The organism is Citrobacter sp. Cb023 (genome assembly GCF_030336805.1).
Lineage (GTDB): Bacteria > Pseudomonadota > Gammaproteobacteria > Enterobacterales > Enterobacteriaceae > Citrobacter > Citrobacter braakii.
The window spans coordinates 230,901-255,370 of the sequence record NZ_JAOWCV010000033.1 but is presented as its reverse complement, the minus strand read 5'-3'; the positions used below and the strand labels follow the sequence as shown (position 1 = coordinate 255,370).

Genomic DNA, 24,470 nt, shown 5'->3' with positions numbered 1-24,470 from the left:
CACGCTGTCCGGTAAACGCGCTAACGAAAGAGGTAAAACGTGGCCAAAGTTCCAAAACGCGCCTTTGTTTGTAACGAATGCGGGGCCGATTACCCGCGCTGGCAAGGACAATGCAGCGCCTGTCAGGCCTGGAACACCATTACCGAGGTACGCCTTGCAGCGTCACCAACGGTGGCGCGTAACGAGCGGCTCAGCGGCTATGCCGGAAATGCGGGCATCGCAAAAGTGCAGAAGCTGTCTGATATCAGCCTTGAAGAGTTGCCGCGTTTTTCCACCGGATTTAAAGAGTTTGACCGCGTGCTGGGCGGCGGTGTGGTGCCCGGCAGCGCCATCCTGATTGGCGGCAACCCCGGCGCAGGGAAATCAACGCTGCTGCTGCAAACGCTGTGCAAGCTCGCTGAGCAGATGAAAACCCTGTACGTCACCGGCGAAGAGTCTTTGCAACAGGTGGCGATGCGCGCGCATCGACTCGGTCTGCCGACGGCGAATCTGAACATGCTGTCGGAAACCAGTATCGAACAAATTTGCCTGATTGCCGAAGAAGAACAGCCGAGGCTGATGGTTATCGACTCCATTCAGGTGATGCACATGGCGGACATTCAGTCTTCGCCGGGCAGCGTGGCACAGGTGCGCGAAACCGCGGCTTACCTGACCCGCTTTGCCAAAACGCGCGGCGTGGCGATTGTCATGGTCGGCCACGTCACCAAAGACGGCTCGCTGGCCGGTCCAAAGGTGCTGGAGCACTGTATTGACTGCTCGGTTCTGCTCGACGGCGACGCCGATTCTCGTTTTCGTACTCTGCGTAGCCATAAAAATCGCTTTGGCGCGGTGAATGAGTTGGGCGTCTTTGCCATGACCGAACAGGGGCTGCGTGAAGTTAGCAACCCTTCCGCTATCTTCTTAAGCCGTGGCGATGAAGTCACCTCCGGCAGTTCAGTGATGGTGGTCTGGGAAGGCACACGCCCGTTGCTGGTGGAGATTCAGGCGCTGGTCGACCATTCGATGATGGCGAATCCGCGTCGTGTGGCGGTCGGCCTGGAGCAGAACCGTCTGGCGATTCTGCTGGCCGTGCTGCATCGTCACGGCGGCTTGCAGATGGCGGATCAGGACGTGTTCGTCAACGTGGTCGGTGGCGTGAAGGTTACCGAAACCAGCGCCGATCTGGCACTGCTACTGGCAATGGTTTCCAGCCTGCGCGACCGACCGCTGCCGCAGGACTTAGTGGTCTTTGGCGAAGTGGGACTGGCGGGCGAAATCCGTCCGGTACCCAGCGGCCAGGAGCGTATTTCCGAAGCGGCGAAGCACGGCTTTCGTCGGGCGATTGTTCCTGCCGCCAACGTGCCGAAAAAAGTGCCGGAAGGGATGCAGGTCTTTGGCGTTAAGAAGCTTACGGATGCTTTAAGCGTGTTTGACGACCTATAATAAAATACCCGCCGTCTTTCCGGCGGTATTGGGTATTACGTTTATTTTTACAGCAGGAGGCTCTTGTGTCATTTGATTATCTGAAAACTGCCATTAAGCAAAAGGGCTGTACCCTGCAACAGGTGGCAGATGCCAGTGGCATGACCAAGGGATATTTAAGTCAACTGCTGAATGCCAAAATTAAAAGTCCCAGCGCGCAAAAGCTGGAGGCGTTGCACCGGTTTCTCGGGCTGGAGTTTCCGCGCCAGCAGAAGAATATAGGTGTGGTATTCGGTAAGTTTTATCCGCTGCATACCGGCCATATCTATCTTATCCAGCGCGCGTGTAGTCAGGTCGATGAACTGCATATCATCATGGGGTATGACGACACGCGCGATCGCAGCCTGTTTGAAGACAGCGCTATGTCGCAACAGCCCACGGTGCCCGATCGTCTACGCTGGCTGCTGCAAACCTTTAAGTATCAGAAAAATATCCGTATTCACGCCTTCAACGAAGAGGGTATGGAGCCGTATCCACACGGTTGGGATGTGTGGAGCAACGGGATCAAAACGTTTATGCAGGAGAAAGGGATCCAGCCTAACTGGATTTACACCTCTGAAGAGTCAGATGCCCCGCAGTATCTGGAACATCTGGGGATCGAAACCGTGCTGGTGGATCCCAAACGAACGTTTATGAACATCAGCGGCGGGCAAATCCGTGAGAACCCGTTTCGCTACTGGGAGTATATTCCTACAGAAGTGAAGCCGTTTTTCGTGCGCACCGTGGCGATCCTCGGCGGAGAGTCGAGCGGAAAATCGACGCTGGTGAACAAGCTCGCCAATATCTTTAACACTACCAGTGCGTGGGAATATGGGCGTGATTACGTCTTCTCCCATTTGGGCGGTGATGAGATGGCGTTGCAGTATTCCGACTACGATAAAATCGCCCTGGGACAAGCCCAATACATTGATTTTGCTGTCAAGTATGCCAATAAAGTGGCGTTTATCGACACCGATTTTGTTACCACTCAGGCCTTCTGCAAAAAGTATGAAGGGCGTGAACACCCGTTTGTGCAGGCCCTGATTGACGAGTATCGCTTTGACCTGGTGATCCTGCTGGAGAACAATACTCCATGGGTGGCGGATGGCTTACGCAGTCTCGGCAGTTCGGTTGACAGAAAAGCGTTTCAGTCGTTGCTGGTCGAGATGCTGCAGGAAAACAATATCAATTTTGTGCACGTTCAGGAGCCCGACTATGACGGTCGATTTCTGCGCTGCGTGGAGTTGGTGAAAGAGTTGATGGGCGAGCAGAGATAGCGTAAATGCCGGATGGCGTTGCGCTTATCCGGCGTCGCACTAACCTCGTAGGCCGGAGGAGGCGTAACGCCGCCATCCGGCGCTTAACGGTAATTACTTCGAAATACGCTTGTACTTAATACGCTTCGGCTCCAGCGCATCTGCGCCCAGCGTGCGTTTCTTGTACTCTTCGTATTCGGTAAAGTTACCTTCGAAGAACTCAACCTTACCTTCATCCTGGTAATCCAGAATGTGGGTCGCGATACGGTCGAGGAACCAACGGTCGTGCGAGATGACCATCGCGCAGCCCGGGAACTCCAGCAGGGCGTTTTCCAGCGCGCGCAGGGTTTCGATATCCAGGTCGTTGGTTGGTTCATCAAGCAGCAGCATGTTGCCGCCAACCTGCAGCAGCTTCGCCAGGTGCAGACGACCGCGCTCACCGCCGGAGAGTTCGCCTACGCGTTTACCCTGATCAACACCTTTAAAGTTGAAGCGGCCTACGTAGGCGCGGCTTGGCATCTCGGTGTTGCCGATCTTCATGATATCCAGCCCGCCGGAAACTTCTTCCCACACGGTTTTGCTGTTGTCCATGGCGTCACGGAACTGGTCAACGGAAGCTAGCTTGACGGTTTCACCCAGCGTGATGGTGCCGCTGTCTGGCTGTTCCTGACCGGACATCATACGGAACAGGGTAGATTTACCCGCGCCGTTCGGACCGATGATGCCGACGATGGCGCCTTTCGGTACGGAGAAGCTCAGGTCGTCAATCAGAACGCGATCGCCGTAGGATTTACGCAGATTGGTGACTTCAACGACTTTATCACCCAGACGTGCTCCTGGTGGGATAAACAGTTCGTTGGTTTCGTTACGCTTCTGGTATTCGGTGTTGTTCAGCTCTTCAAAGCGTGCCAGACGGGCTTTACCCTTAGACTGACGGCCTTTAGCGCCCTGACGCACCCACTCCAGCTCTTTCTCAATGGATTTACGGCGAGCCGCTTCCTGAGACGCTTCCTGCGCCAGACGCTGATCTTTCTGCTCCAGCCAGGAGGAGTAGTTGCCTTCCCATGGAATACCTTCGCCGCGGTCAAGCTCCAGAATCCAGCCCGCAACGTTGTCGAGGAAGTAACGGTCGTGGGTAATCGCCACCACGGTACCTTCGAAGTCGTGCAGGAAGCGTTCCAGCCACGCAACGGATTCGGCGTCCAGGTGGTTAGTCGGTTCGTCGAGCAGCAGCATGTCTGGTTTTTCCAGCAGCAGGCGGCACAGCGCGACGCGGCGGCGTTCACCACCGGAGAGGTTCTCAATTTTAGCGTCCCAGTCCGGCAGACGCAGGGCGTCAGCGGCACGCTCAAGCTGCACGTTCAGGTTATGACCGTCGTGCGCCTGAATGATCTCTTCAAACTTGCCCTGTTGCGCAGCGAGTTTATCGAAGTCGGCGTCCGGCTCGGCGTACTTTGCGTACACTTCATCCAGACCTTTCAGCGCGTTAACCACTTCGGCAACCGCTTCTTCCACGGATTCACGAACGGTATGTTCCGGGTTTAGTTTCGGTTCCTGCGGCAGGTAACCGATTTTAATGCCAGGCTGTGGGCGAGCTTCACCTTCGATATCGGTATCAATGCCGGCCATGATGCGCAGCAGGGTCGATTTACCCGCGCCGTTCAGACCAAGAACACCGATTTTGGCGCCAGGGAAGAAGCTCAGTGAGATGTTTTTAAGAATATGACGTTTCGGCGGAACGACTTTGCCGACACGATGCATGGTATAAACAAATTGGGCCACGTTGGACTCGCCTCTTTATTTATCCCGTCATACTTCAAGCTACAGATGCGTTGGCTGTGAGTTACTCGGCTCATCCATGAGCCTCGCCCTTGCGGGCCGCTGCTCCGCAGCGTTCAAATCTGTTCCTGACAGATTTGTTGTTCCCCCCAGTCACGCACTTTGTACGCTCAGGGGATTTACTCCCTCGCCGCCTTGCTGCAACTTGAATTATTTAGGGCTAATTATTGGTAAATAGTTATCAAAGGCGAAGTGTAGCCTTTTTCATTGCCCAATCCCAGCCAGCAGATCTCACTCGCAACAAAAGTAAAAAAGTGTCCGTGACGTGGCGCATTCTGCAATGTCTGGTTAGCATGAACTAATTAAGCGGCATGATGCTGCACAGACGTAACATGAGAAGAGGAAGAGCTTGTGGACAAAGCCAATCAATTTACCTGGCGCCTGCTGGCGGCCAGCGTATGTCTGCTGACGGTCAGTCAAGTGGCGCGAGCCGATTCCCTGGATGAGCAGCGCAGTCGCTATGCGCAAATTAAACAGGCCTGGGATAACCGACAGATGGATGTCGTAGAGCAGATGATGCCCGGCCTGAAGAATTATCCTCTGTATCCTTATCTGGAATATCGTCAGATTACTGACGATCTGATGAATCAGCCCACCATTACCGTTACCAATTTTGTGCGCGCCAACCCGACGCTGCCCCCCGCGCGTACTCTGCAATCACGTTTCGTGAATGAACTGGCGCGACGGGAGGACTGGCGTGGACTGCTGGCGTTCAGCCCAGAAAAACCGGGTACCACGGAAGCGCAATGCAACTATTACTTTGCGAAATGGAGCACCGGGCAAACCGAAGAGGCCTGGCAGGGCGCGAAAGAACTGTGGTTGAGCGGGAAAAGCCAGCCGAACGCCTGTGACAAATTATTCGGCGTATGGCGCGCCTCAGGAACTCAGGATCCGCTGGCGTATCTGGAGCGTATTCGTCTGGCGATGAAAGCCGGGAATACCGGTCTGGTCACGGCGTTGGCTGGACAAATGCCCGCGCAATACCAAACTATCGCTTCGGCGATCATCGCGCTGGCCAACGATCCGAATTCGGTGATGACCTTTGCACGCACCACTGGCGCGACGGATTTCACCCGACAGATGGCGGCGGTGGCTTTTTCCAGCGTGGCGCGTCAGGACGCGGAAAATGCCCGCCTGATGATCCCGTCTCTGGCGCAGGCGCAACAGCTGAATGACGAGCAAACCCAGGAGCTGCGCGACATCGTCGCCTGGCGTCTGATGGGTAATGACGTTACCGATGAGCAGGCCAAATGGCGCGATGACGCCATTATGCGCTCGAATTCCACCTCGCTTGTGGAGCGACGTGTACGCATGGCGCTGGGAACCGGCGATCGTCGTGGTCTGAATACCTGGCTGGCGCGTCTGCCAATGGAAGCAAAAGAGAAAGATGAGTGGCGTTACTGGCAGGCGGATCTGCTGCTTGAGCGCGGGCGCGAGGCGGAAGCCAAAGAGATCCTGCACCAGCTCATGCAGCAGCGCGGTTTCTATCCGATGGTAGCGGCACAGCGTCTGGGTGAAGAGTACGAGCTGAAAGTGGATAAAGCCCCGGCAAACGTTGACTCTGCGCTGACTCAGGGACCGGAAATGGCACGTGTGCGCGAGCTAATGTACTGGAACCTGGACAATACCGCGCGCAGTGAATGGGCGAATCTGGTCACCAGTCGCACGAAGTCTGAGCAGGCTCAGCTGGCGCGTTACGCGTTCAACAATCACTGGTGGGATCTGAGCGTACAAGCGACGATCGCCGGTAAGCTGTGGGATCATCTGGAAGAGCGTTTCCCACTGGCCTACAAGGATCTGTTTACACGCTACACCAGCGGCAAGGATATTCCGCCAAGCTATGCGATGGCGATAGCGCGTCAGGAAAGCGCCTGGAACCCGAAAGTAAAATCGCCGGTTGGTGCCAGCGGGCTGATGCAGATTATGCCGGGCACGGCGACGCATACGGTGAAAATGTTCTCGATTCCAGGTTACAGCAGCCCGAGCCAACTACTGGATCCTGATACCAACATCAACATTGGTACCAGCTATTTACAGTATGTCTATCAGCAATTCGGTAATAACCGCATTTTCGCGTCGGCGGCCTATAACGCCGGACCGGGGCGCGTTCGCACCTGGCTTGGCAATAGCGCGGGTCGTATCGATGCTGTCGCGTTTGTCGAAAGCATTCCATTCTCTGAGACGCGTGGCTACGTGAAGAACGTGCTGGCTTACGATGCGTACTATCGCTATTTCCTCGGTGACAAACCGGAGTTGATGAGCGACGCAGAATGGCAACGTCGTTACTGATCGTGTCGGTTGTGTTATGCTATCGTACTCGTTAAAGAGTACAAAAGGGGGAGGCAAGCACGCTTCCCCCGCAACGATGGCGATAACTTATGACTCAGCAATCACCCTATTCGGCAGAGATGGCAGAACAGCGTCACCAGGAGTGGTTACGTTTTGTCGATCTGCTTAAACACGCCTATGAACAAGACTTACACCTGCCCCTGCTCAATTTGATGTTAACGCCGGATGAGCGCGAAGCGCTGGGCACGCGCGTGCGTATCATTGAAGAGCTGCTGCGCGGCGAGATGAGTCAGCGCGAGCTTAAAAACGAGCTCGGGGCGGGGATCGCCACCATTACACGGGGGTCGAACAGCCTCAAATCCGCACCGGTGGATCTGCGTCATTGGCTGGAGCAGGTGCTGCTAAAAAATGCCTGATGGCACTTCGCTTATCAGGCCTAAGTATGTGGCGCGGTTGTGGCCGGATAAGGCGAAGCCGCCATCCGGCACAACGCTATAAATACACTGCGTTATGAAACGGGCTGAGCGCCAGAATCACCGCCTGGTGGTATACGCTTGAGCGCGTCAGCTTGCCCGCGGTAAAGACGCCGATAGCGCCCTCTTTACGGCCAATCTCATCAATACCCGTGTAGTCCGACATCACCGGACCGAGCGCTTCGCCCTGACGGACTCTGTCGAGAATGACAGCTGGCAATGGCAGCGTGGCTGAACGGGCTTCGCCGCGCTGGACGCCATTATCAATCACCACCCAACTGAAGGTCGCATCGTCGTCAATTCCCGCTTCAATAGCGACCCAGAAATCAGCCTGCGGGTGCAGACGGCGCGCATTATCAACGCGATTTCGTGCGCCAGTGCGCGTTTCCTGGTTTCCGAAAGGTTGTTCCGGCACGCCACTCTCGACGGCGACGGGTTCAATATGGCAGGATCCTTCCCCGAAAATCTCTTCAAATGCCCGCAGAATTGCCTGAATTTTGGCAGGATTGGTGGTCGCAGAGATAACCTTGTGCATAATTAAGCTCAGTTTGAAAATTCATCGCATCGCAGTATAACGGAAAAAAAGCATGTTACAGGTATACCTTGTTCGCCATGGCGAAACGCAGTGGAACGCCGAGCGACGTATTCAAGGCCAGTCAGACAGCCCACTGACCGCTAAAGGTGAACAGCAAGCCATGCAGGTGGGCGAACGCGCCCGCACGTTTGGTATTACGCATGTCATCAGTAGCGATTTAGGTCGTACACGACGCACCGCAGAAATCATCGCCCAGGCCTGTGGCTGTGATATCACCTATGACTCACGTTTGCGCGAGCTGAATATGGGCGTGCTGGAGCAACGTCATATCGATACGCTGACGTCGGAAGAAGAGGGCTGGCGTCGCCAGTTGGTGAACGGTACGGTGGAGGGGCGTATTCCTGAAGGGGAATCAATGCAGGAACTGAGCGATCGCGTCCACGCGGCGCTGGCATCCTGTCTGGAGTTGCCGCCGGGGAGTCGTCCGCTGCTGGTCAGTCACGGTATTGCACTGGGTTGCCTGGTGAGTACGATTCTGGGATTACCGGCATGGGCTGAACGTCGCCTGCGTCTGCGCAACTGTTCTATTTCTCGCGTCGATTACCAGGAAAGTTTGTGGCTGGCGCCGGGATGGGTAGTTGAAACGGCAGGGGACATCTCACATCTGGACGCCCCTGCGTTAGACGAACTGCAGCGCTAGCGGCGAATCGGAATCAGGAATTCGCAGCGCAGGTTGATCGGGCGATCTCCCGCTTTGGCATCTTCTGCCGGGTAGTATCGCTCGATATCCTGCCCTTTACGGCGCGTCAGGTTCAGCATTGGCATGCATGTGCCGTAAACCGTCAGGATAAACTCCTGTACACCGGTCCCCAGCCCTTCATAGGTAAACATCACATACTCGCCGCCTTGTAGCAGGATAGGCTGTGCCGACGGCACATAACCATTGGCCTGTTCCGGCGTCAGTGCTGTGGTGTAAAACACTTCCTGCTCGTCATCTTTTTCAATGCTCGGACGCGTTTCGTTCAGCCCGTACAGCACCGGTGGGATCGCAGGAGCCTGGCTAAGGAAGTCGCGCCAGAACTGAATTCGCATTTCATGACGGAAATCTGAAATCTGCTCCAGCGAGCAGGAATAGCTTTGCGTGGTGCCAAGCAGTTGCGTATCTTCCAGCGTGACAAACTCGTGCGCAGGCATGGCAAATTCACCCAGTCGCATAGGCGGGCGAATACCAAACGCGCTCCATTCCGGCGAACGGCGATACAGCGCAGGCGTCTGGGAAAACTGTTTCTTGAACGCGCGGGTAAAGGTTTGTTGAGAGTCAAAGCGATATTGCAGCGCAATATCCAGAATTGGGCGTGCAGTCAGGCGCAGCGCCACTGCGGATTTCGATAAACGACGGGCGCGGATATAGGCGCCAATAGCATGGCCCGTCACGTCCTTAAACATTCTCTGCAGGTGCCACTTGGAATAGCCTGCTTTTGCCGCCACATTGTCAAGCGACAAAGGCTGATCCAGATGACCTTCCAGCCAGATTAATAGGTCGCGAATAATGCCAGCCTGATCCATAAAATATCCTCATCCTTTCAACAACGAGTACCTGACGTCAGGTATGAGGATAATAGCATTTTTTGCTGTTTTAGCATTCAGTGTTTTTTTTGCTCATAAATGCTTTTTTCGATCATTCGAAAGCGTGATTATTGTAATCCTGTGATCTGTATACGTTTTATCTTAGAATGTCGAATAATTACACAGAGTAACTTTTAAAAATGGTAACAATATGAAATATAAGAGCTTAATCATTTCCTCAATTCTGCTGATGTTGGCGCAGGTTGTCCATGCGGAGCAGATTGGATCTGTCGATACGGTGTTCAAAATGTTTGGGCCGGATCATAAAATTGTGGTCGAAGCGTTTGACGATCCTGATGTTACCAACGTGACCTGCTACGTGAGCCGGGCGAAGACCGGCGGCATCAAAGGTGGGCTGGGGCTGGCGGAAGATACCTCCGATGCCGCCATTTCCTGTCAGCAGGTGGGGCCGGTAGAACTGAGCGACAGAATCAAGAACGGCAAAGCGCAGGGCGAAGTGGTATTTAAAAAACGTACCTCGTTGGTGTTTAAATCCTTACAGGTCGTGCGTTTTTACGACGCGAAACGTAATGCACTGGCCTATCTGGCCTATTCAGATAAAGTGGTCGATGGATCGCCTAAAAATGCCATCAGCGCGGTGCCCATCATGCCGTGGCGGGAATAACAAGGAAGCAAAATGCAACAACCGTTGATCTGGTTGGTTGAGGATGAGCAGGGCATCGCCGATACGCTCATCTACATGCTGCAGCAGGAAGGTTTTAGCGTGGAAGCGTTTGAGCGCGGGTTACCTGCGCTGGAGAAATCTCGCCAGCGTTGTCCTGATGCGATCATTCTGGATGTCGGACTACCGGATATCAGCGGTTTTGAACTGTGTCGACGCCTGCTAGAGCGGCATCCAGCGTTGCCGATCCTGTTTCTGACCGCGCGTAGCGATGAGGTGGATCGCCTGCTGGGTCTGGAAATTGGCGCGGATGACTATGTTGCCAAGCCTTTCTCACCGCGCGAGGTGTGCGCCCGCGTGCGTACGTTGCTGCGGCGGGTGCAGAAATTCTCTGCTCCTTCATCTACGACGCGCTGTGGTGATTTTGAACTTAATGAGCTGGCCGCGCAGATTACCTGGTTCGGCAAGCCGTTAAACCTGACGCGCTATGAATTTCTGTTGCTGAAAACGCTGCTGTTGTCGCCGGGGCGCATTTACTCACGCCAGCAGTTGATGGATTTAGTCTGGGCCGATGCACAGGACACCTTTGACAGAACGGTCGATACCCACATTAAAACGCTGCGCGCCAAGCTGCGGGCTATCAACCCTGAGCTTTCCCCCATCAATACGCATCGCGGTATGGGATATAGCCTGAGGAGCGTCTGATGCGCATTGGCATGCGTTTGTTGCTCGGCTATTTTCTGATTGTTGCCGTCGCCGCCTGGTTCGTTTTGTCGATCTTTGTACAGGAAATTAAACCAGGCGTCCGCCGGGCAACCGAAGGCACTTTGATTGATACCGCCACGCTGCTGGCCGCGCTGGCGCGCGATGACTTGCTCTCTGACTCTCCCGCCAACGGCAAGCTGGCGCAGGCATTTTCGCAACTGCATAACCGCCCATTCAGCGCTAATATCAGCGGCATTAACAAAGTCCGTAATGAATACCATGTCTACATGACGGACGCGCAGGGTAAGGTGTTGTTTGATTCCGCAAACCAGGCTGTCGGTCAGGACTATTCTCGCTGGAACGACGTGTGGTTAACCCTGCGTGGGCAATATGGCGCCCGCAGTACGCCGCAAAACCCGAACGATCCGGAAAGTTCAGTGATGTACGTGGCCGCGCCGATCGTAGACGGCGGACGTATTATCGGAGTGCTTAGCGTCGGTAAACCGAACGCGGCGATGGCGCCGGTGATTAAACGCAGTGAACGGCGGATGCTGTGGGCCAGCGCCGTATTGCTGGGCATTGCCTTAGTGATTGGCATCGGGATGGTATGGTGGATAAACCGCTCCATCGCCCGGCTGGCGCGCTATGCCGACTCCGTTACCGAGAATCGCCCCGTCCCACTGCCTGATTTAGGCAGCAGCGAGCTACGTAAACTGGCGCAGGCGCTGGAAAGTATGCGACTGAAGCTGGAGGGCAAAAACTACATTGAGCAGTATGTTTATGCGTTAACGCATGAACTGAAAAGTCCGCTGGCGGCCATTCGCGGCGCGGCTGAGATTTTGCGCGAAGGTCCGCCGCCGAACGTGGTTGCGCGCTTTACCGATAATATTCTGACGCAAAATGCGCGCATGCAGGCGCTGGTCGAAACCCTGTTACGCCAGGCGCGGCTGGAGAATCGACAGGACATTACGTTGACGCCAGTGGCGGTAGATGCGCTGTTTGCTCAGCTCAAAGAGGCGCGCAGCGTGCAACTGGCGGCAAAAAACATCACGCTTACCATTATGCCTTCATCGCTTAGCGTTGCCGCCGATCCTGCGTTACTGGAGCAGGCATTGGGGAATTTGCTCGACAACGCTATCGACTTCACGCCACAGGACGGGACGATTACGCTGAGCGCGCATCAGCAGGATGAACTGGTCACATTGCAGATAATCGACAGTGGCAGCGGGATCCCCGACTTCGCGTTGCCGCGTATTTTTGAGCGTTTCTATTCGCTGCCCCGTGAAAATGGGCATAAGAGCAGCGGTTTAGGGCTGGCGTTTGTCAGTGAGGTTGCGCGACTGCACGAGGGGACGGTGACATTGTGCAACCGACCACAAGGCGGCGCACAGGCCTCGTTTACGCTTCACGCTCACTTCACATAACTTCAAATTCTCCGCACATAGCTGTTCTACCTTGCTGATATTGCAAAGGAGAACGCTATGTTTAAATCACCCCTGTTTTGGAAAATAGTCACCTTAGGTGGCGCAATACTGCTGCTGTTAATCCCGCTGACGATGGTCAGGCAGATCATCGTGGAGCGATCGGATTACCGCGATGAAGTCGAAGATGCTATCCGACAGAGCACCAGCGGGCCGCAAAAGATGGTAGGACCGCTGATAGCCATTCCGGTAACGGAACTTTACACCTCACTGGAGGATGGCAAAGAAATCCAGCGTAAGCGTAGCTATATCCATTTCTGGCTGCCGGAGTCGTTGGTAGTTGAGGGGAATCAGAACGTTGAAGCGCGTAAAATCGGTATTTATGAGGGCCAGGTCTGGCACAATGATGTTTCGGTGAAGGCTGAGTTTAACGCCGAACGGTTGAGTGATTTAAATCATCCAAATATCAGCATCGGCAAACCGTTTATTGTGGTTGGCGTGGGGGACGCGCGTGGGATTGGCGTGGTAAAAGCGCCGCAGGTCAATGGAACGTCGCTGGCCGTTGAGCCTGGGACAGGGCTGGATGGACGTGCGCAGGGGATCCACATTCCGCTACCCGATGCGAGCTGGGCTGAGCAAAATCTGAGCATGGCGTTGTCGCTTAATTTGAGCGGAACCGGCGATTTCTCCGTCGTTCCGGTTGGACGTAACAGTGAAATGACCTTAACCAGCAACTGGCCGCATCCCAACTTTCTTGGGGACTTCCTCCCGGCTAAGCGCGAAATTAGCGAATCAGGATTCAAGGCTCAGTGGCAAAGCAGCTGGTTTGCGAACAACCTCGGCGAGCGCTTTAACGATGAAAAGATTGGTTGGCTGGGTATGCCAGCGTTTAGCGTCGCCGTCGCCACGCCTGCAGATCAGTATCAGTTAACGGACAGGGCGACAAAGTATGCCATCCTGCTGATTATACTGACCTTTATGTCTTTCTTCGTCCTTGAAAGTATGACCAATCTGCGCCTGCACCCGATGCAATATCTGCTGGTGGGGCTATCGCTGGTAATGTTTTATCTGCTGCTGCTGGCACTGTCGGAACACATTGGTTTTACGGCGGCGTGGATAACGGCAAGTCTGGTCGGGGCGTTGATGAACGGTGTGTATCTGCAGGCGATATTGCAGGGCTGGCGGAACAGTATTTTGTTCACCGTGGCGCTGCTGGGGCTGGATGGTGTGATGTGGGTGCTGCTACGTTCACAGGATAGCTCTTTACTGCTGGGAACCGGCGTGCTGTTGTTCGCGCTTTGTGGGGTAATGTTCCTGACGCGTCATCTTGACTGGCACTCGCTGGCACAGCCAAAAACAAAGCCAAAATCTACAGAACTTCCAGAGCTTCAGCCTGCGCAGAGCGACGAATTTCGCTTGTGGAAATAGAGCGGTAGGGAAATGAAAAACGGCGCATAAAGCGCCGTTTTTATACCAGTGAGGATTGAATTAATCCTGCAGGTCGCCGCAGAAACGGTAGCCTTCACCGTGAATGGTGGCGATGATTTCTGGCGTATCCGGCGTTGATTCGAAATGCTTACGAATGCGGCGGATCGTCACGTCAACGGTACGGTCATGCGGCTTCAGTTCGCGACCGGTCATTTTTTTCAGCAGTTCTGCGCGAGACTGGATTTTGCCCGGATTCTCACAGAAGTGAAGCATGGCGCGGAATTCGCTGCGTGGCAGTTTATACTGCTCACCGTCAGGACCAATCAGAGAGCGGCTGTTGATGTCCAGCTCCCAGCCATTGAACTTGTAGCTTTCGACGCTACGGCGTTCTTCGCTGACAGTACCCAGGTTCATGGTACGGGACAGCAGGTTACGAGCACGGATAGTCAGTTCGCGCGGGTTAAACGGCTTGGTGATGTAATCGTCTGCGCCGATTTCGAGGCCGAGAATTTTATCGACTTCGTTATCACGGCCCGTCAGGAACATCAGCGCAACGTTAGCTTGTTCGCGAAGTTCGCGCGCTAACAGCAGGCCATTTTTCCCAGGCAGATTGATATCCATAATCACAAGGTTGATATCATATTCAGAGAGAATCTGATGCATTTCCGCGCCATCTGTCGCTTCGAATACATCATAGCCTTCTGCTTCGAAAATGCTTTTCAACGTGTTGCGTGTTACTAACTCGTCTTCAACGATAAGAATGTGCGGGGTCTGCATGTTTGCTACCTAAATTGCCAACTAAATCGAAACAGGAAGTACAAAAGTCCCTGACCTGCCTGATGCATGCCGTAAATTAACATGATCGGCGTAACATGACTAAAGTACGTAATTGCGTTCTTGATGCACTTTCCATCAACGTCAACAACATCATTAGCTTGGTCGTGGGTAGTTTCCCTCTGGACCCGACAGTGTCAAAAACGGCTGTCATCCTAACCATTTTAACAGCAACATAACAGGCTAAGACATGCCGGACACCCAATAAAACTACGCTTCGTTGACATATATCAAGTTCAATTGTAGCACGTTAACAGTTTGATGAAATCAACGTATCCAAATGTTTGCTTTCATCACAAAATTGCAATATTACAACTAGTTGCACGAGCAAATTAATAAATGTAATGAATCCAACCGGTGCGATCCATTTTAAATTAAATTATCATGGATAAACAGAGGGATATGCAACTTTTGTTAACATAAAAAGCAATAGTACACCCGGGAAATAGTTTAGCATTTTTTAATGGATGCGAAATGCTTTTTCAGTGATTTCTGTTAAAAATATGTAAATTCGCACTGCGTAATATGTTGAAGCACGTCACATTATTCCTTGCAGACTGGCCAAAAAGAGTATCGAAATGCGTTTAACAATTATTCTGGTTGCCCCCGCCAGAGCGGAAAATATTGGTGCGGCTGCCCGCGCTATGAAGACCATGGGGTTCACCCAATTACGCATCGTTGACAGCGAAGCCCACCTGGAACCCGCCACGCGATGGGTCGCGCATGGTTCTGGCGATATTATTGATAATATTAGCGTTTTTTCAACGTTGGCGGAGGCGCTGCATGACGTAGATTTTACCGTCGCGACCACTGCGCGTAGTCGGGCGAAGTTCCATTACTACGCTACGCCGGTCGAACTGGTTCCTCTGCTGCAGGAAAAATCAACGTGGATGGATCATGCCGCGCTGGTTTTTGGTCGTGAAGATTCAGGGCTGACCAACGAAGAATTGGCCCTGGCGGATGTACTCACCGGTGTACCTATGGTGGCTGACTATCCTTCACTCAATTTGGGGCAGGCGGTGATGGTGTATTGCTATCAATTAGCAGGTTTAATACAACAACCCGTCAAAAACATTGAGGTGACGGATGAGCTTCAGCTACAGGCATTGCGCGCGCGCGTTTTGCGTTTATTAGCCACGCTGAACGTTTCTGACGACATCAAGTTGACGGACTGGCTGCAACAGCGAATGGGTCTGTTAGGGCAGCGAGATACGGCAATGTTGCACCGTTTTTTACATGATATAGAAAAAAGCATCACGAAATAAAATATCGACCTACATTTGTTGCGTGGTGTTTTGCTCTGGATTCAAGTAGGGCTGACATACTGTATTGGTCGAAACTAAAAGGGCAAGCAGTCGCTCGTGAACAAGTTTCGGAATGTGACCAATTTAAAAATTTATTGACTTAGGTCAGCAGATACTTTAACCCTAAAAGAATACAGGACAGATAATAAATAATTACAGAGCACACAACATTATGAAACGCATCAGCATCACCATTACCACAACCATCACCATTACCACAGGTAACGGTGCGGGCTGACGCGTACAGGAAACACAAGAAAAAGCCCGCACCTAAACAGTGCGGGCTTTTTTTTCGACCAAAGGCAATGAGGTAAACCATGCGAGTGTTGAAGTTCGGCGGTACATCAGTGGCAAATGCAGAGCGCTTTCTGCGGGTTGCCGATATTCTGGAAAGCAATGCCAGACAGGGGCAGGTCGCGACCGTTCTCTCTGCCCCCGCAAAAATTACCAACCATCTGGTGGCGATGATTGAGAAGACCATCGGTGGTCAGGATGCTTTAGCCAATATCAGCGACGCCGAACGCATTTTCTCTGAGCTGTTGGTGGGTCTTGCCGCCGCGCAACCGGGTTTCCCGCAGGCTCAGCTCAAAGCCTTTGTTGAACAAGAGTTTGCACAGATTAAGCACGTCCTGCACGGTATCAGCCTGCTGGGTCAGTGCCCGGACAGCATCAATGCCGCGCTTATTTGCCGTGGTGAAAAAATGTCGATCGCCATCATGGCTGGCCTGCTGGAAGCGCGCGGGCATAACGTGACGGTCATCGACCCGGTAGAGAAATTGCTGGCGGTAGGTCATTACCTCGAATCTACCGTTGATATCGCCGAATCTACGCGCCGCATTGCCGCCAGCCGTATTCCTGCGGACCATATGGTTCTGATGGCAGGATTTACCGCCGGGAATGAGAAAGGAGAGTTAGTGGTGCTGGGGCGTAATGGCTCTGACTACTCTGCCGCCGTACTGGCCGCCTGTTTGCGCGCCGATTGTTGTGAGATCTGGACCGATGTCGATGGCGTATATACCTGCGATCCGCGCCAGGTACCCGACGCCCGACTGCTGAAGTCGATGTCTTATCAGGAAGCGATGGAGCTTTCTTACTTCGGCGCTAAAGTGCTGCACCCGCGCACCATTACCCCTATTGCCCAGTTCCAGATCCCGTGCCTGATTAAAAATACCGGCAATCCACAAGCGCCCGGCACGCTTATCGGTGCCAGCAGTGATGATGACGATTTGCCGGTAAAAGGGATTTCTAACCTCAATAACATGGCGATGTTTAGCGTCTCCGGCCCTGGGATGAAAGGCATGGTGGGGATGGCGGCGCGTGTTTTTGCCGTGATGTCGCGCGCAGGCATCTCGGTGGTGCTGATCACCCAATCCTCTTCTGAATACAGCATCAGCTTCTGCGTCCCGCAGGGCGACTGCGCGCGTGCGCAACGCGCCATGCAGGATGAATTCTATCTCGAACTGAAAGAAGGCTTGCTGGAGCCGCTGGCGGTGACTGAACGTCTGGCGATCATCTCGGTCGTTGGCGATGGTATGCGCACGTTGCGTGGCATCTCGGCGAAATTTTTTGCCGCGCTGGCTCGCGCGAACATTAATATCGTGGCAATCGCCCAGGGCTCGTCTGAGCGTTCCATTTCGGTAGTGGTGAATAACGACGACGCGACCACTGGCGTGCGTGTGACCCATCAGATGCTGTTCAACACCGACCAGGTGATTGAAGTATTTGTCATTGGCGTTGGCGGCGTGGGCGGTGCGCTGCTGGAGCAGCTTAAACGTCAGCAAACCTGGCTTAAAAAGAAGCATATCGATCTGCGCGTGTGCGGCGTGGCGAACTCGAAGGCCCTGCTGACCAACGTCCATGGTCTGAATCTGGAAAACTGGCAGTCGGAGCTGGAAAGCGCGAAAGAGCCTTTCAACCTGGGGCGCTTAATTCGTCTGGTGAAAGAATATCATCTGCTCAATCCGGTGATTGTCGACTGTACGTCAAGTCAGGCGGTTGCGGATCAGTATGCGGATTTCCTGCGCGAAGGCTTCCATGTGGTTACGCCGAACAAAAAGGCCAACACGTCGTCGATGGATTACTACCATCAACTGCGTTTTGCTGCGGCGAAGTCTCGTCGTAAATTCCTGTACGACACCAACGTAGGCGCGGGCTTGCCGGTAATTGAGAACCTGCAAAATCTGCTCAGCGCGGGCGATGAACTGCAACGTTTCTCCGGCATTCTTTCTGGTTCGCTGTCGTTTATTTTCGGCAAGCTGGATGAAGGCATGAGCTTCTCCGAGGCCACCACCATGGCGCGTGAGCTGGGCTATACCGAACCCGATCCGCGTGACGATCTATCCGGTACGGACGTGGCGCGTAAGCTGTTGATCCTGGCCCGTGAAACCGGTCGTGAGCTGGAGCTTTCTGACATTGTTATTGAGCCGGTCCTGCCAAAAGAGTTTGATGATTCCGGTGATGTTTCCGCGTTTATGGCTAAATTGTCGCAGCTGGATGACGCCTTTGCCGCGCGTGTGGCGAAAGCCCGTGATGAGGGGAAAGTATTACGCTATGTTGGCAATATTGAAGAGGATGGCGTCTGTCGCGTAAAAATAGAAGCAGTAGACGGCAACGATCCGCTGTTCAAAGTGAAAAACGGTGAAAACGCGTTGGCGTTTTACAGCCACTATTATCAGCCGCTACCGTTGGTTCTGCGCGGATACGGCGCGGGTAACGACGTGACGGCGGCGGGCGTATTTGCCGACCTGCTACGTACCCTTTCATGGAAGTTAGGAGTCTGACATGGTGAGAGTTTATGCCCCGGCTTCCAGCGCCAATATGAGCGTCGGGTTTGATGTGCTCGGAGCAGCGGTAACTCCGGTGGACGGTTCGCTGTTAGGCGATGTGGTATCCGTTGAGGCGGCTGACCATTTCAGCCTTAACAACCTTGGTCGCTTTGCCAATAAGCTGCCGCCTGAGCCGCGAGAAAATATTGTCTACCAGTGCTGGGAGCGATTCTGTCAGGAGCTGGGTAAAAGCGTTCCGGTGGCGATGACGCTGGAAAAAAATATGCCGATTGGCTCCGGGTTAGGCTCCAGCGCTTGTTCCGTTGTAGCGGCGCTGGTCGCCATGAACGAGCATTGCGGTAAACCGCTCAACGATACGCGCCTGTTGGCGATAATGGGTGAGCTGGAAGGGCGTATCTCCGGCAGTATTCATTACGATAACGTCGCCCCGTGCTTTTTAGGCGGTATGCAGTTAATGATCGAAGAAAACGGCATTATCAGTCAGCAGGTGCCAGGCTTTGATGAGTGGCTGTGGGTACTCGCGTATCCGGGAATTAAAGTGTCGACGGCAGAAGCGCGGGCGATTTTACCTGCGCAGTATCGCCGTCAGGACTGTATCGCCCACGGGCGGCATCTGGCTGGGTTTATCCATGCCTGCTATTCCCGTCAGCCAGGGCTTGCCGCGAAGCTGATGAAAGATGTCATTGCTGAGCCGTACCGTACCCGCCTACTGCCAGGCTTTAGCCAGGCGCGTCAGGCGGTAGCGGAAATCGGGGCGCTGGCCAGCGGTATCTCCGGTTCGGGGCCGACGCTGTTCGCTTTGTGCGACAAGCCGGATACGGCGCAGCGTGTAGCAGACTGGCTGGGTAAAAATTATCTGCAAAATCAGGAAGGCTTTGTTCATATTTGCCGGTTGGACACGGCGGGCGCACGGGTACTGGGATAATCAATGAAACTGTATAATCTGAAAGATCATAACGAACAGGTCAGCTTTGCACAGGCCGTCACGCAAGGGCTTGGCAAGAATCAGGGATTGTTTTTTCCGCACGATTTGCCGGAATTCAATCTGTCAGAAGTCGATGAGATGTTGAACCAGGATTTCGTTAGCCGCAGCGCGAAGATCCTTTCCGCATTTATCGGTGATGAAATCCCACAGGAGATTCTGGAACAGCGCGTGCGTGCGGCGTTTGCCTTCCCGGCACCGGTTGCTCAGGTTGCCGCGGATATCGGCTGTCTGGAGCTGTTCCACGGCCCAACGCTTGCATTTAAAGACTTTGGCGGGCGCTTTATGGCGCAGATGCTGACGCATATCAGCGGCGACAAACCGGTCACCATTCTGACGGCGACCTCTGGAGACACTGGTGCGGCAGTCGCACATGCCTTTTATGGTCTGAAAAATGTGCGCGTGGTGATCCTTTATCCGAACGGCAAGATTAGCCCATTACAGGAAAAACTGTTCTGTACACTGGGTGGCAATATTGAAACCGTGGCGATTGATGGCGATTTTGATGCCTGTCAGGCGCTGGTGAAACAGGCGTTTGATGACGAAGAGCTGAAGGTCGCTTTGGGGCTGAATTCGGCTAACTCAATCAACATCAGCCGTCTGCTGGCGCAAATCTGTTACTACTTTGAGGCCGTGGCTCAACTGCCGCAAGAGGCGCGTAATCAACTGGTTATTTCCGTTCCCAGCGGCAACTTTGGCGATCTGACTGCCGGGCTGCTGGCAAAATCACTGGGCTTGCCGGTGAAGCGTTTTATCGCGGCGACCAACGTCAACGATACGGTTCCACGCTTTCTTGCACAAGGTGAGTGGGCGCCGAAAGCGACTCAGGCGACGTTGTCGAATGCGATGGATGTCAGCCAGCCAAATAACTGGCCGCGGGTGGAAGAACTTTTCCGCCGTAAAATCTGGCGTCTGAATGAGCTGGGTTATGCCGCTGTTGACGATGCCACTACTCAGGACACGATGCGTGAGCTGCATGAGATGGGGTACACCTCAGAACCGCATGCGGCGGTGGCTTACCGTGCGCTGCGTGACCAACTGAACCCTGGCGAGTACGGCCTGTTCCTCGGTACTGCGCATCCGGCCAAGTTTAAAGAAAGCGTTGAAGAGATTCTTGACCTGACGCTGGCTCTGCCAAAAGCGCTGGCGGAACGCGCGGACCTGCCGCTGCTTTCTCATCACCTGCCTGCTGATTTTGCTGAACTGCGCAAGCTGATGATGACCCGCGGTTAACGGTTGTGCCCGCTGGCGCTTTGCTTAGCGGGCCTACAAAACCTGTCGGCCGGATGGGGCGTTCGCCGCCATCCGGCCTTTTTACTACTGCTCCTGGCGCTTAAACACCAGTTCGCCATTTCCTGACGCTTCTTCATCAAAGAAATAGCCTTCGCTGTTAAAGGCGGTCAGCTGTTCTGGCTGCGTTAGGCGGTTCTCAATAATGTAGCGACTCATCAGGCCGCGCGCTTTTTTGGCATAGAAGCTGATGACTTTGAACTTACCGTTCTTCTCGTCGAGGAAGACCGGTTTGATAAGCTCCGCATTGAGCTTTTTCGGCTTCACGGATTTAAAATACTCATCCGAGGCGAGGTTAATCACTACGCTGTCGCCTTGCGCTTCCAGCGCTTCGTTAAGTTTATCGGTGATGGTATCTCCCCAGAACTGGTAGAGATCTTTACCTTTCGCATTGGCCAGACGAATACCCATCTCCAGACGGTAAGGCTGCATCAAATCCAGCGGACGCAAAACGCCGTACAGCCCGGACAACATCCGTAAGTGTTGCTGAGCGAAGTCGAAATCCGCTTCGCTGAAGGTTTCAGCCTGCAGTCCGGTATACACGTCGCCTTTAAACGCCAGAATGGCCTGGCGCGCGTTTTCCGGCGTGAAATCAGGCTGCCAGTCATGGAAACGCGCGGCGTTCAGATCCGCCAGCTTGTCGCTAATTCCCATCAGCTTGCCAATTTGCGGAGCAGAGAGTTGGCGCGCCACGTGAATAAGCTGCTGAGAGTGATCCAGCAGTTCGGGCAATGTATGACGTGTCGTTGCCAGCGGACTTTGGTAGTCGAGCGTTTTTGCAGGTGAAATCAGAATCAGCATATCCAGTCCTTGCAGGAAATTTACTGCGACTTTAGCAAAAAAAACGACAGAATTGATCGATGGTTGCGATTGCCGCGCTATCCGCGCGGCGTCTCATCCCAGCTTTCGGGCGCAAGTTGTTGTCTGATATCAGGATAACGGCGCGGATCGAATTCTGGGCGCACCCCGAGTTTGCGTTGGCGTAGATAGTCGCAGGCGATAGTCTGCACAACCGGTGAAAGCAGCAGAATCGCCGTCAGGTTAGTGATGGCCATACACGCCATAATGATGTCCGCCAACTGCCAGACCAGCGGAACGCTGACTAACGTTCCGCCGATAACGGTGCTAACGGTGGCGATCCTTAATAGCCAGACGACGCGGATATTGTCCAGCTTCAGGAAAACGAGGTTATTTTCCGCATAGATGTAGTTGGCTACGATAGAGCTAAAAGCAAACAGAATCACAATTAACGCCACGAATCCGGCACCCCATTCTCCCGTTACTGAAACCATCGCTTTCTGGAGTAACTGGATGCCTTCCATCGGTACATAGCTGGCATCATTACCCGCCAACAGAACAATCATCGCGCTGGCCGTACAGAGAATCAGCGTATCAACTAATACTCCGATCATTTGCACAATGCCTTGTGCCGCAGGATGCGGAGGCCAGGATGCTGCTGACGCGGCCGCGTTCGGAGTTGATCCCATTCCGGCCTCATTAGAAAACATACCGCGTTGAAAGCCGCTGGCAATGGCCTGGCTTAGTGTATACCCGGCGGCACCGGCTGCGGCTTCCTGCCAGCCAAAGGCACTTTTTATAATGGTCATGATAATGCCGGGGAGCTGCCCGAAATGCCAAAGACAGATGACGATGCTGCAACCGACCCACAACAGCGCCATCATCGGAACGAACCATTGCATCAGGCGGGCAACGCCTTTAATGCCGCCAATGATTGCCAATAATGACACTATTGCCAGTGCGATACCGGTAAAGAGGGGAGGGATATCAAAAGCAAAGGTCAGCGCATGAGAGACCGAATTTGCCTGAACGCTGTTAAAAATCAGACCATAAGCAATGAGTAAAAAGATGGCAAAAAGAACGCCCATCCAGCGCATGCCCAGCCCACGCTCCATATACCACGCAGGTCCGCCGCGAAACTGTCCCTTGCTGTCGCGCTCTTTATACAGTTGGGCAAGAGAGCTCTCGGCAAATGACGTCGCCATACCAATGATCGCCGAGACCCACATCCAGAACACGGCTCCCGCGCCGCCAGCGGCAATCGCCAACGCCACGCCCGCCAGATTTCCGCTACCGATACGTGCGGCAAGACTGGTGCATAAAGCCTGAAAGGAAGTTAAACCGCCCGGCTGCGGGCTGATGCTGTTTTTAAGACTTTTGCCAAACTGACGAATATAGCGAAACTGAATAAACCCTGTACGCCAGGTGAACCAACATCCTGCACCAAGCAGGAGGTAGATCATCACCGATCCCCAGAGTATTTCATTAATAAATGAGAAAAAATCAGGCATTAACATCCCTCTTGTTGATGCCGGTAAGCGCGAATATTCCCATGTAAGCGCTACCAATAATCGACCAGTATATACCTTATAGGGTGATTGATTGCGGGAGTTTATCATAACAATCGTTATATCCCTTAATTGCGCATCACAGGCTTGGCGATGCGTAATCAGGGCTGAGCGGCTGGTCGGACAATCCAGGCGGTTGCGCTGAGAGTGCGTCGTGCTATCATCAGGGAAGATCGGTTACATCCCCCTAACAAGCTGTTTAAAGAGAATCGCTATCATGACGGACAAATTGACCTCCCTTCGTCAGTTCACCACAGTAGTGGCCGACACCGGAGACATCGCGGCAATGAAGCTGTATCAGCCTCAGGATGCCACAACTAACCCTTCTCTCATTCTTAACGCAGCGCAGATCCCGGAATACCGCAAGCTGATTGATGACGCTGTAGCCTGGGCTAAGCAGCAGAGCAACGACCGTGCGCAGCAGGTCGTCGACGCGACCGACAAGCTGGCAGTAAATATCGGTCTGGAGATCCTGAAACTGGTCCCAGGTCGTATCTCCACTGAAGTTGACGCTCGTCTGTCCTACGACACCGACGCGTCCATCGCTAAAGCAAAACGCCTGATCAAAATGTACAACGATGCTGGCATCAGCAACGATCGCATCCTGATTAAACTGGCTTCAACCTGGCAGGGCATCCGTGCCGCTGAGCAGCTGGAAAAAGAAGGCATCAACTGTAACCTGACTCTGCTGTTCTCCTTCGCGCAGGCACGTGCATGTGCAGAAGCTGGCGTATATCTGATTTCTCCGTTCGTTGGCCGTATTCTTGACTGGTACAAAGCCAATACCGACAAGAAAGAGTATGCACCGGCAGAAGATCCGGGTGTGGTTTCCGTAACGGAAATCTACGAGTACTACAAACAGCACGGTTACGAAACCGTAGTTATGGGTGCGAGCTTCCGTAACATCGGCGAAATCATTGAGCTGGCAGGCTGCGATCGTCTGACGATTGCTCCGGCACTGCTGAAAGAACTGGCGGAAAGCGAAGGTGCTATCGAACGTAAACTGTCTTTCTCCGGCGAAGTGAAAGCGCGCCCTGCACGCATCACCGAAGCTGAGTTCCTGTGGCAGCATAACCAGGATCCGATGGCTGTAGACAAACTGGCGGACGGTATCCGTAAGTTTGCTGTAGACCAGGGTAAACTGGAAAAAATGATCGGCGATCTGCTGTAATCATTAGTGCGTGGCCCTGATATGGGTCACGCTACCTCTTCTGAAACCTGTCTGTCCTTCCCTTCGCAGTGTATCATTCTGTTTAACGAGACTGTTTAAACGG

22 protein-coding genes and 1 other annotated feature are annotated in these 24,470 nt (G+C 53.6%); of the genes, 16 read left to right on the top strand and 6 right to left on the bottom strand.

Annotated features, from left to right (window positions below; genetic code table 11):
• Nucleotides 1–39 precede the first annotated feature (39 nt).
• Together radA and nadR are read left to right on the top strand one after the other, a co-directional pair.
• Nucleotides 40–1,422 (top strand): DNA repair protein RadA, encoded by a 1,383-nt coding sequence (gene radA, locus OGW44_RS09640; protein WP_185654756.1) that lies wholly within the window; start codon nucleotides 40–42, stop codon nucleotides 1,420–1,422.
• Between the two features lie 65 nt (nucleotides 1,423–1,487).
• Entirely contained in the window at nucleotides 1,488–2,717 is a 1,230-nt protein-coding gene (gene nadR / locus OGW44_RS09635; RefSeq protein WP_016151614.1) for a multifunctional transcriptional regulator/nicotinamide-nucleotide adenylyltransferase/ribosylnicotinamide kinase NadR, read from the top strand.
• Nucleotides 2,718–2,810: 93 nt separating this feature from the next.
• Here nadR and ettA read toward each other — a convergent pair whose 3' ends face one another.
• The gene (ettA, locus tag OGW44_RS09630) at nucleotides 2,811–4,478 is read right to left on the bottom strand and encodes an energy-dependent translational throttle protein EttA (RefSeq protein ID WP_003019019.1); all 1,668 of its coding nucleotides are present in this window, start codon (nucleotides 4,476–4,478) and stop codon (nucleotides 2,811–2,813) included.
• Between the two features lie 408 nt (nucleotides 4,479–4,886).
• Between ettA and sltY the strand changes: the two genes are divergently transcribed.
• Together sltY and trpR are read left to right on the top strand one after the other, a co-directional pair.
• Nucleotides 4,887–6,824: a murein transglycosylase gene (sltY, locus tag OGW44_RS09625; protein WP_047358370.1), complete on the top strand. Its 1,938-nt coding sequence runs from the start codon at nucleotides 4,887–4,889 to the stop codon at nucleotides 6,822–6,824.
• 89 nt (nucleotides 6,825–6,913) lie between these two features.
• The gene (trpR, locus tag OGW44_RS09620; RefSeq protein WP_019078321.1) at nucleotides 6,914–7,240 is read left to right on the top strand and encodes a trp operon repressor; all 327 of its coding nucleotides are present in this window, start codon (nucleotides 6,914–6,916) and stop codon (nucleotides 7,238–7,240) included.
• 76 nt (nucleotides 7,241–7,316) lie between these two features.
• On the opposite strand, the gene yjjX is transcribed toward trpR, so the two are convergent.
• Entirely contained in the window at nucleotides 7,317–7,832 is a 516-nt protein-coding gene (yjjX, locus tag OGW44_RS09615; RefSeq protein ID WP_016151618.1) for an inosine/xanthosine triphosphatase, read from the bottom strand.
• A 52-nt stretch (nucleotides 7,833–7,884) separates the two neighbouring features.
• Here yjjX and gpmB point away from each other — a divergent pair, with 52 nt between their 5' ends.
• A complete protein-coding gene (gpmB, locus tag OGW44_RS09610; protein ID WP_016151619.1) occupies nucleotides 7,885–8,532 on the top strand; it encodes a 2,3-diphosphoglycerate-dependent phosphoglycerate mutase GpmB in 648 nt (215 codons plus the stop codon).
• Here the strand turns inward: gpmB and robA are convergent.
• The gene (gene robA, locus OGW44_RS09605; protein WP_003837295.1) at nucleotides 8,529–9,398 is read right to left on the bottom strand and encodes an MDR efflux pump AcrAB transcriptional activator RobA; all 870 of its coding nucleotides are present in this window, start codon (nucleotides 9,396–9,398) and stop codon (nucleotides 8,529–8,531) included. The two genes, gpmB and robA, sit on opposite strands and share 4 nt — an antisense overlap.
• Before the next feature lie 211 nt (nucleotides 9,399–9,609).
• On the opposite strand from robA, the gene creA reads away from it, so the two are divergent.
• The 4 genes from creA to creD are packed head-to-tail and all read left to right on the top strand — an operon-like array spanning nucleotide 9,610 to nucleotide 13,634.
• On the top strand, nucleotides 9,610–10,083 hold the full coding sequence (gene creA / locus OGW44_RS09600) for a protein CreA (RefSeq protein ID WP_016155640.1): 474 nt from the start codon (nucleotides 9,610–9,612) through the stop codon (nucleotides 10,081–10,083).
• 12 nt (nucleotides 10,084–10,095) lie between these two features.
• Complete coding sequence (creB, locus tag OGW44_RS09595) at nucleotides 10,096–10,785, top strand: two-component system response regulator CreB (protein WP_016151622.1); 690 nt, start codon at nucleotides 10,096–10,098, stop codon at nucleotides 10,783–10,785.
• A complete protein-coding gene (gene creC, locus OGW44_RS09590; protein WP_019078322.1) occupies nucleotides 10,785–12,209 on the top strand; it encodes a two-component system sensor histidine kinase CreC in 1,425 nt (474 codons plus the stop codon). The genes creB and creC overlap by 1 nt, the downstream gene beginning before the upstream one ends.
• Before the next feature lie 57 nt (nucleotides 12,210–12,266).
• Entirely contained in the window at nucleotides 12,267–13,634 is a 1,368-nt protein-coding gene (gene creD, locus OGW44_RS09585) for a cell envelope integrity protein CreD (RefSeq protein WP_185654755.1), read from the top strand.
• Nucleotides 13,635–13,694: 60 nt separating this feature from the next.
• Here the strand turns inward: creD and arcA are convergent, their stop codons facing one another.
• A complete protein-coding gene (gene arcA, locus OGW44_RS09580) occupies nucleotides 13,695–14,411 on the bottom strand; it encodes a two-component system response regulator ArcA (RefSeq protein WP_001194359.1) in 717 nt (238 codons plus the stop codon).
• Between the two features lie 95 nt (nucleotides 14,412–14,506).
• Here arcA and yjjY point away from each other — a divergent pair, with 95 nt between their 5' ends.
• The 6 genes from yjjY to thrC all read left to right on the top strand — a co-directional run bounded on the left by yjjY (nucleotide 14,507) and on the right by thrC (nucleotide 20,773).
• On the top strand, nucleotides 14,507–14,647 hold the full coding sequence (gene yjjY / locus OGW44_RS09575) for a YjjY family protein (protein ID WP_042998021.1): 141 nt from the start codon (nucleotides 14,507–14,509) through the stop codon (nucleotides 14,645–14,647).
• Nucleotides 14,648–15,046: 399 nt separating this feature from the next.
• Nucleotides 15,047–15,733 carry a tRNA/rRNA methyltransferase gene (locus tag OGW44_RS09570; protein ID WP_016155643.1) on the top strand — a complete coding sequence of 229 codons (687 nt, stop codon included), beginning with the start codon at nucleotides 15,047–15,049 and terminating at the stop codon, nucleotides 15,731–15,733.
• 211 nt (nucleotides 15,734–15,944) lie between these two features.
• Nucleotides 15,945–16,010, top strand: a complete 66-nt coding sequence (gene thrL / locus OGW44_RS09565; RefSeq protein WP_032337689.1) for a thr operon leader peptide — start codon at nucleotides 15,945–15,947, stop codon at nucleotides 16,008–16,010.
• Nucleotides 15,946–16,066, top strand: a sequence feature (Thr leader region). Its footprint overlaps the gene before it by 65 nt.
• Before the next feature lie 23 nt (nucleotides 16,067–16,089).
• On the top strand, nucleotides 16,090–18,552 hold the full coding sequence (gene thrA, locus OGW44_RS09560; RefSeq protein WP_185654754.1) for a bifunctional aspartate kinase/homoserine dehydrogenase I: 2,463 nt from the start codon (nucleotides 16,090–16,092) through the stop codon (nucleotides 18,550–18,552).
• 1 nt (nucleotide 18,553) lies between these two features.
• On the top strand, nucleotides 18,554–19,483 hold the full coding sequence (thrB, locus tag OGW44_RS09555; protein ID WP_016155645.1) for a homoserine kinase: 930 nt from the start codon (nucleotides 18,554–18,556) through the stop codon (nucleotides 19,481–19,483).
• A gap of 3 nt (nucleotides 19,484–19,486) precedes the next feature.
• Nucleotides 19,487–20,773 carry a threonine synthase gene (gene thrC, locus OGW44_RS09550; RefSeq protein WP_019078326.1) on the top strand — a complete coding sequence of 429 codons (1,287 nt, stop codon included), beginning with the start codon at nucleotides 19,487–19,489 and terminating at the stop codon, nucleotides 20,771–20,773.
• A gap of 84 nt (nucleotides 20,774–20,857) precedes the next feature.
• Here the strand turns inward: thrC and yaaA are convergent, their stop codons facing one another.
• Entirely contained in the window at nucleotides 20,858–21,631 is a 774-nt protein-coding gene (gene yaaA, locus OGW44_RS09545) for a peroxide stress protein YaaA (protein WP_185654753.1), read from the bottom strand.
• Nucleotides 21,632–21,708: 77 nt separating this feature from the next.
• Nucleotides 21,709–23,139: an alanine/glycine:cation symporter family protein gene (locus tag OGW44_RS09540; protein WP_104652008.1), complete on the bottom strand. Its 1,431-nt coding sequence runs from the start codon at nucleotides 23,137–23,139 to the stop codon at nucleotides 21,709–21,711.
• A gap of 274 nt (nucleotides 23,140–23,413) precedes the next feature.
• Here OGW44_RS09540 and tal point away from each other — a divergent pair, with 274 nt between their 5' ends.
• Nucleotides 23,414–24,367 carry a transaldolase gene (gene tal / locus OGW44_RS09535; RefSeq protein ID WP_016151631.1) on the top strand — a complete coding sequence of 318 codons (954 nt, stop codon included), beginning with the start codon at nucleotides 23,414–23,416 and terminating at the stop codon, nucleotides 24,365–24,367.
• The last annotated feature ends 103 nt before the right edge of the window (nucleotides 24,368–24,470 follow it).

Excerpts from the sequence above, each read along its gene's own strand:
- yjjY (WP_042998021.1), top strand. The coding sequence starts at position 14,507 with ATGACTAAAGTACGTAATTGCGTTCTTGATGCACTTTCCATCAACGTC.
- creD (WP_185654755.1), top strand. The coding sequence starts at position 12,267 with ATGTTTAAATCACCCCTGTTTTGGAAAATAGTCACCTTAGGTGGCGCA.
- yaaA (WP_185654753.1), bottom strand. The coding sequence starts at position 21,631 with ATGCTGATTCTGATTTCACCTGCAAAAACGCTCGACTACCAAAGTCCG.
- creB (WP_016151622.1), top strand. The coding sequence starts at position 10,096 with ATGCAACAACCGTTGATCTGGTTGGTTGAGGATGAGCAGGGCATCGCC.
- arcA (WP_001194359.1), bottom strand. The coding sequence starts at position 14,411 with ATGCAGACCCCGCACATTCTTATCGTTGAAGACGAGTTAGTAACACGC.
- thrA (WP_185654754.1), top strand. The coding sequence starts at position 16,090 with ATGCGAGTGTTGAAGTTCGGCGGTACATCAGTGGCAAATGCAGAGCGC.
- thrB (WP_016155645.1), top strand. The coding sequence starts at position 18,554 with ATGGTGAGAGTTTATGCCCCGGCTTCCAGCGCCAATATGAGCGTCGGG.
- OGW44_RS09570 (WP_016155643.1), top strand. The coding sequence starts at position 15,047 with ATGCGTTTAACAATTATTCTGGTTGCCCCCGCCAGAGCGGAAAATATT.
- OGW44_RS09540 (WP_104652008.1), bottom strand. The coding sequence starts at position 23,139 with ATGCCTGATTTTTTCTCATTTATTAATGAAATACTCTGGGGATCGGTG.
- yjjX (WP_016151618.1), bottom strand. The coding sequence starts at position 7,832 with ATGCACAAGGTTATCTCTGCGACCACCAATCCTGCCAAAATTCAGGCA.
- tal (WP_016151631.1), top strand. The coding sequence starts at position 23,414 with ATGACGGACAAATTGACCTCCCTTCGTCAGTTCACCACAGTAGTGGCC.
- trpR (WP_019078321.1), top strand. The coding sequence starts at position 6,914 with ATGACTCAGCAATCACCCTATTCGGCAGAGATGGCAGAACAGCGTCAC.
- creA (WP_016155640.1), top strand. The coding sequence starts at position 9,610 with ATGAAATATAAGAGCTTAATCATTTCCTCAATTCTGCTGATGTTGGCG.
- creC (WP_019078322.1), top strand. The coding sequence starts at position 10,785 with ATGCGCATTGGCATGCGTTTGTTGCTCGGCTATTTTCTGATTGTTGCC.
- gpmB (WP_016151619.1), top strand. The coding sequence starts at position 7,885 with ATGTTACAGGTATACCTTGTTCGCCATGGCGAAACGCAGTGGAACGCC.
- robA (WP_003837295.1), bottom strand. The coding sequence starts at position 9,398 with ATGGATCAGGCTGGCATTATTCGCGACCTATTAATCTGGCTGGAAGGT.
- thrC (WP_019078326.1), top strand. The coding sequence starts at position 19,487 with ATGAAACTGTATAATCTGAAAGATCATAACGAACAGGTCAGCTTTGCA.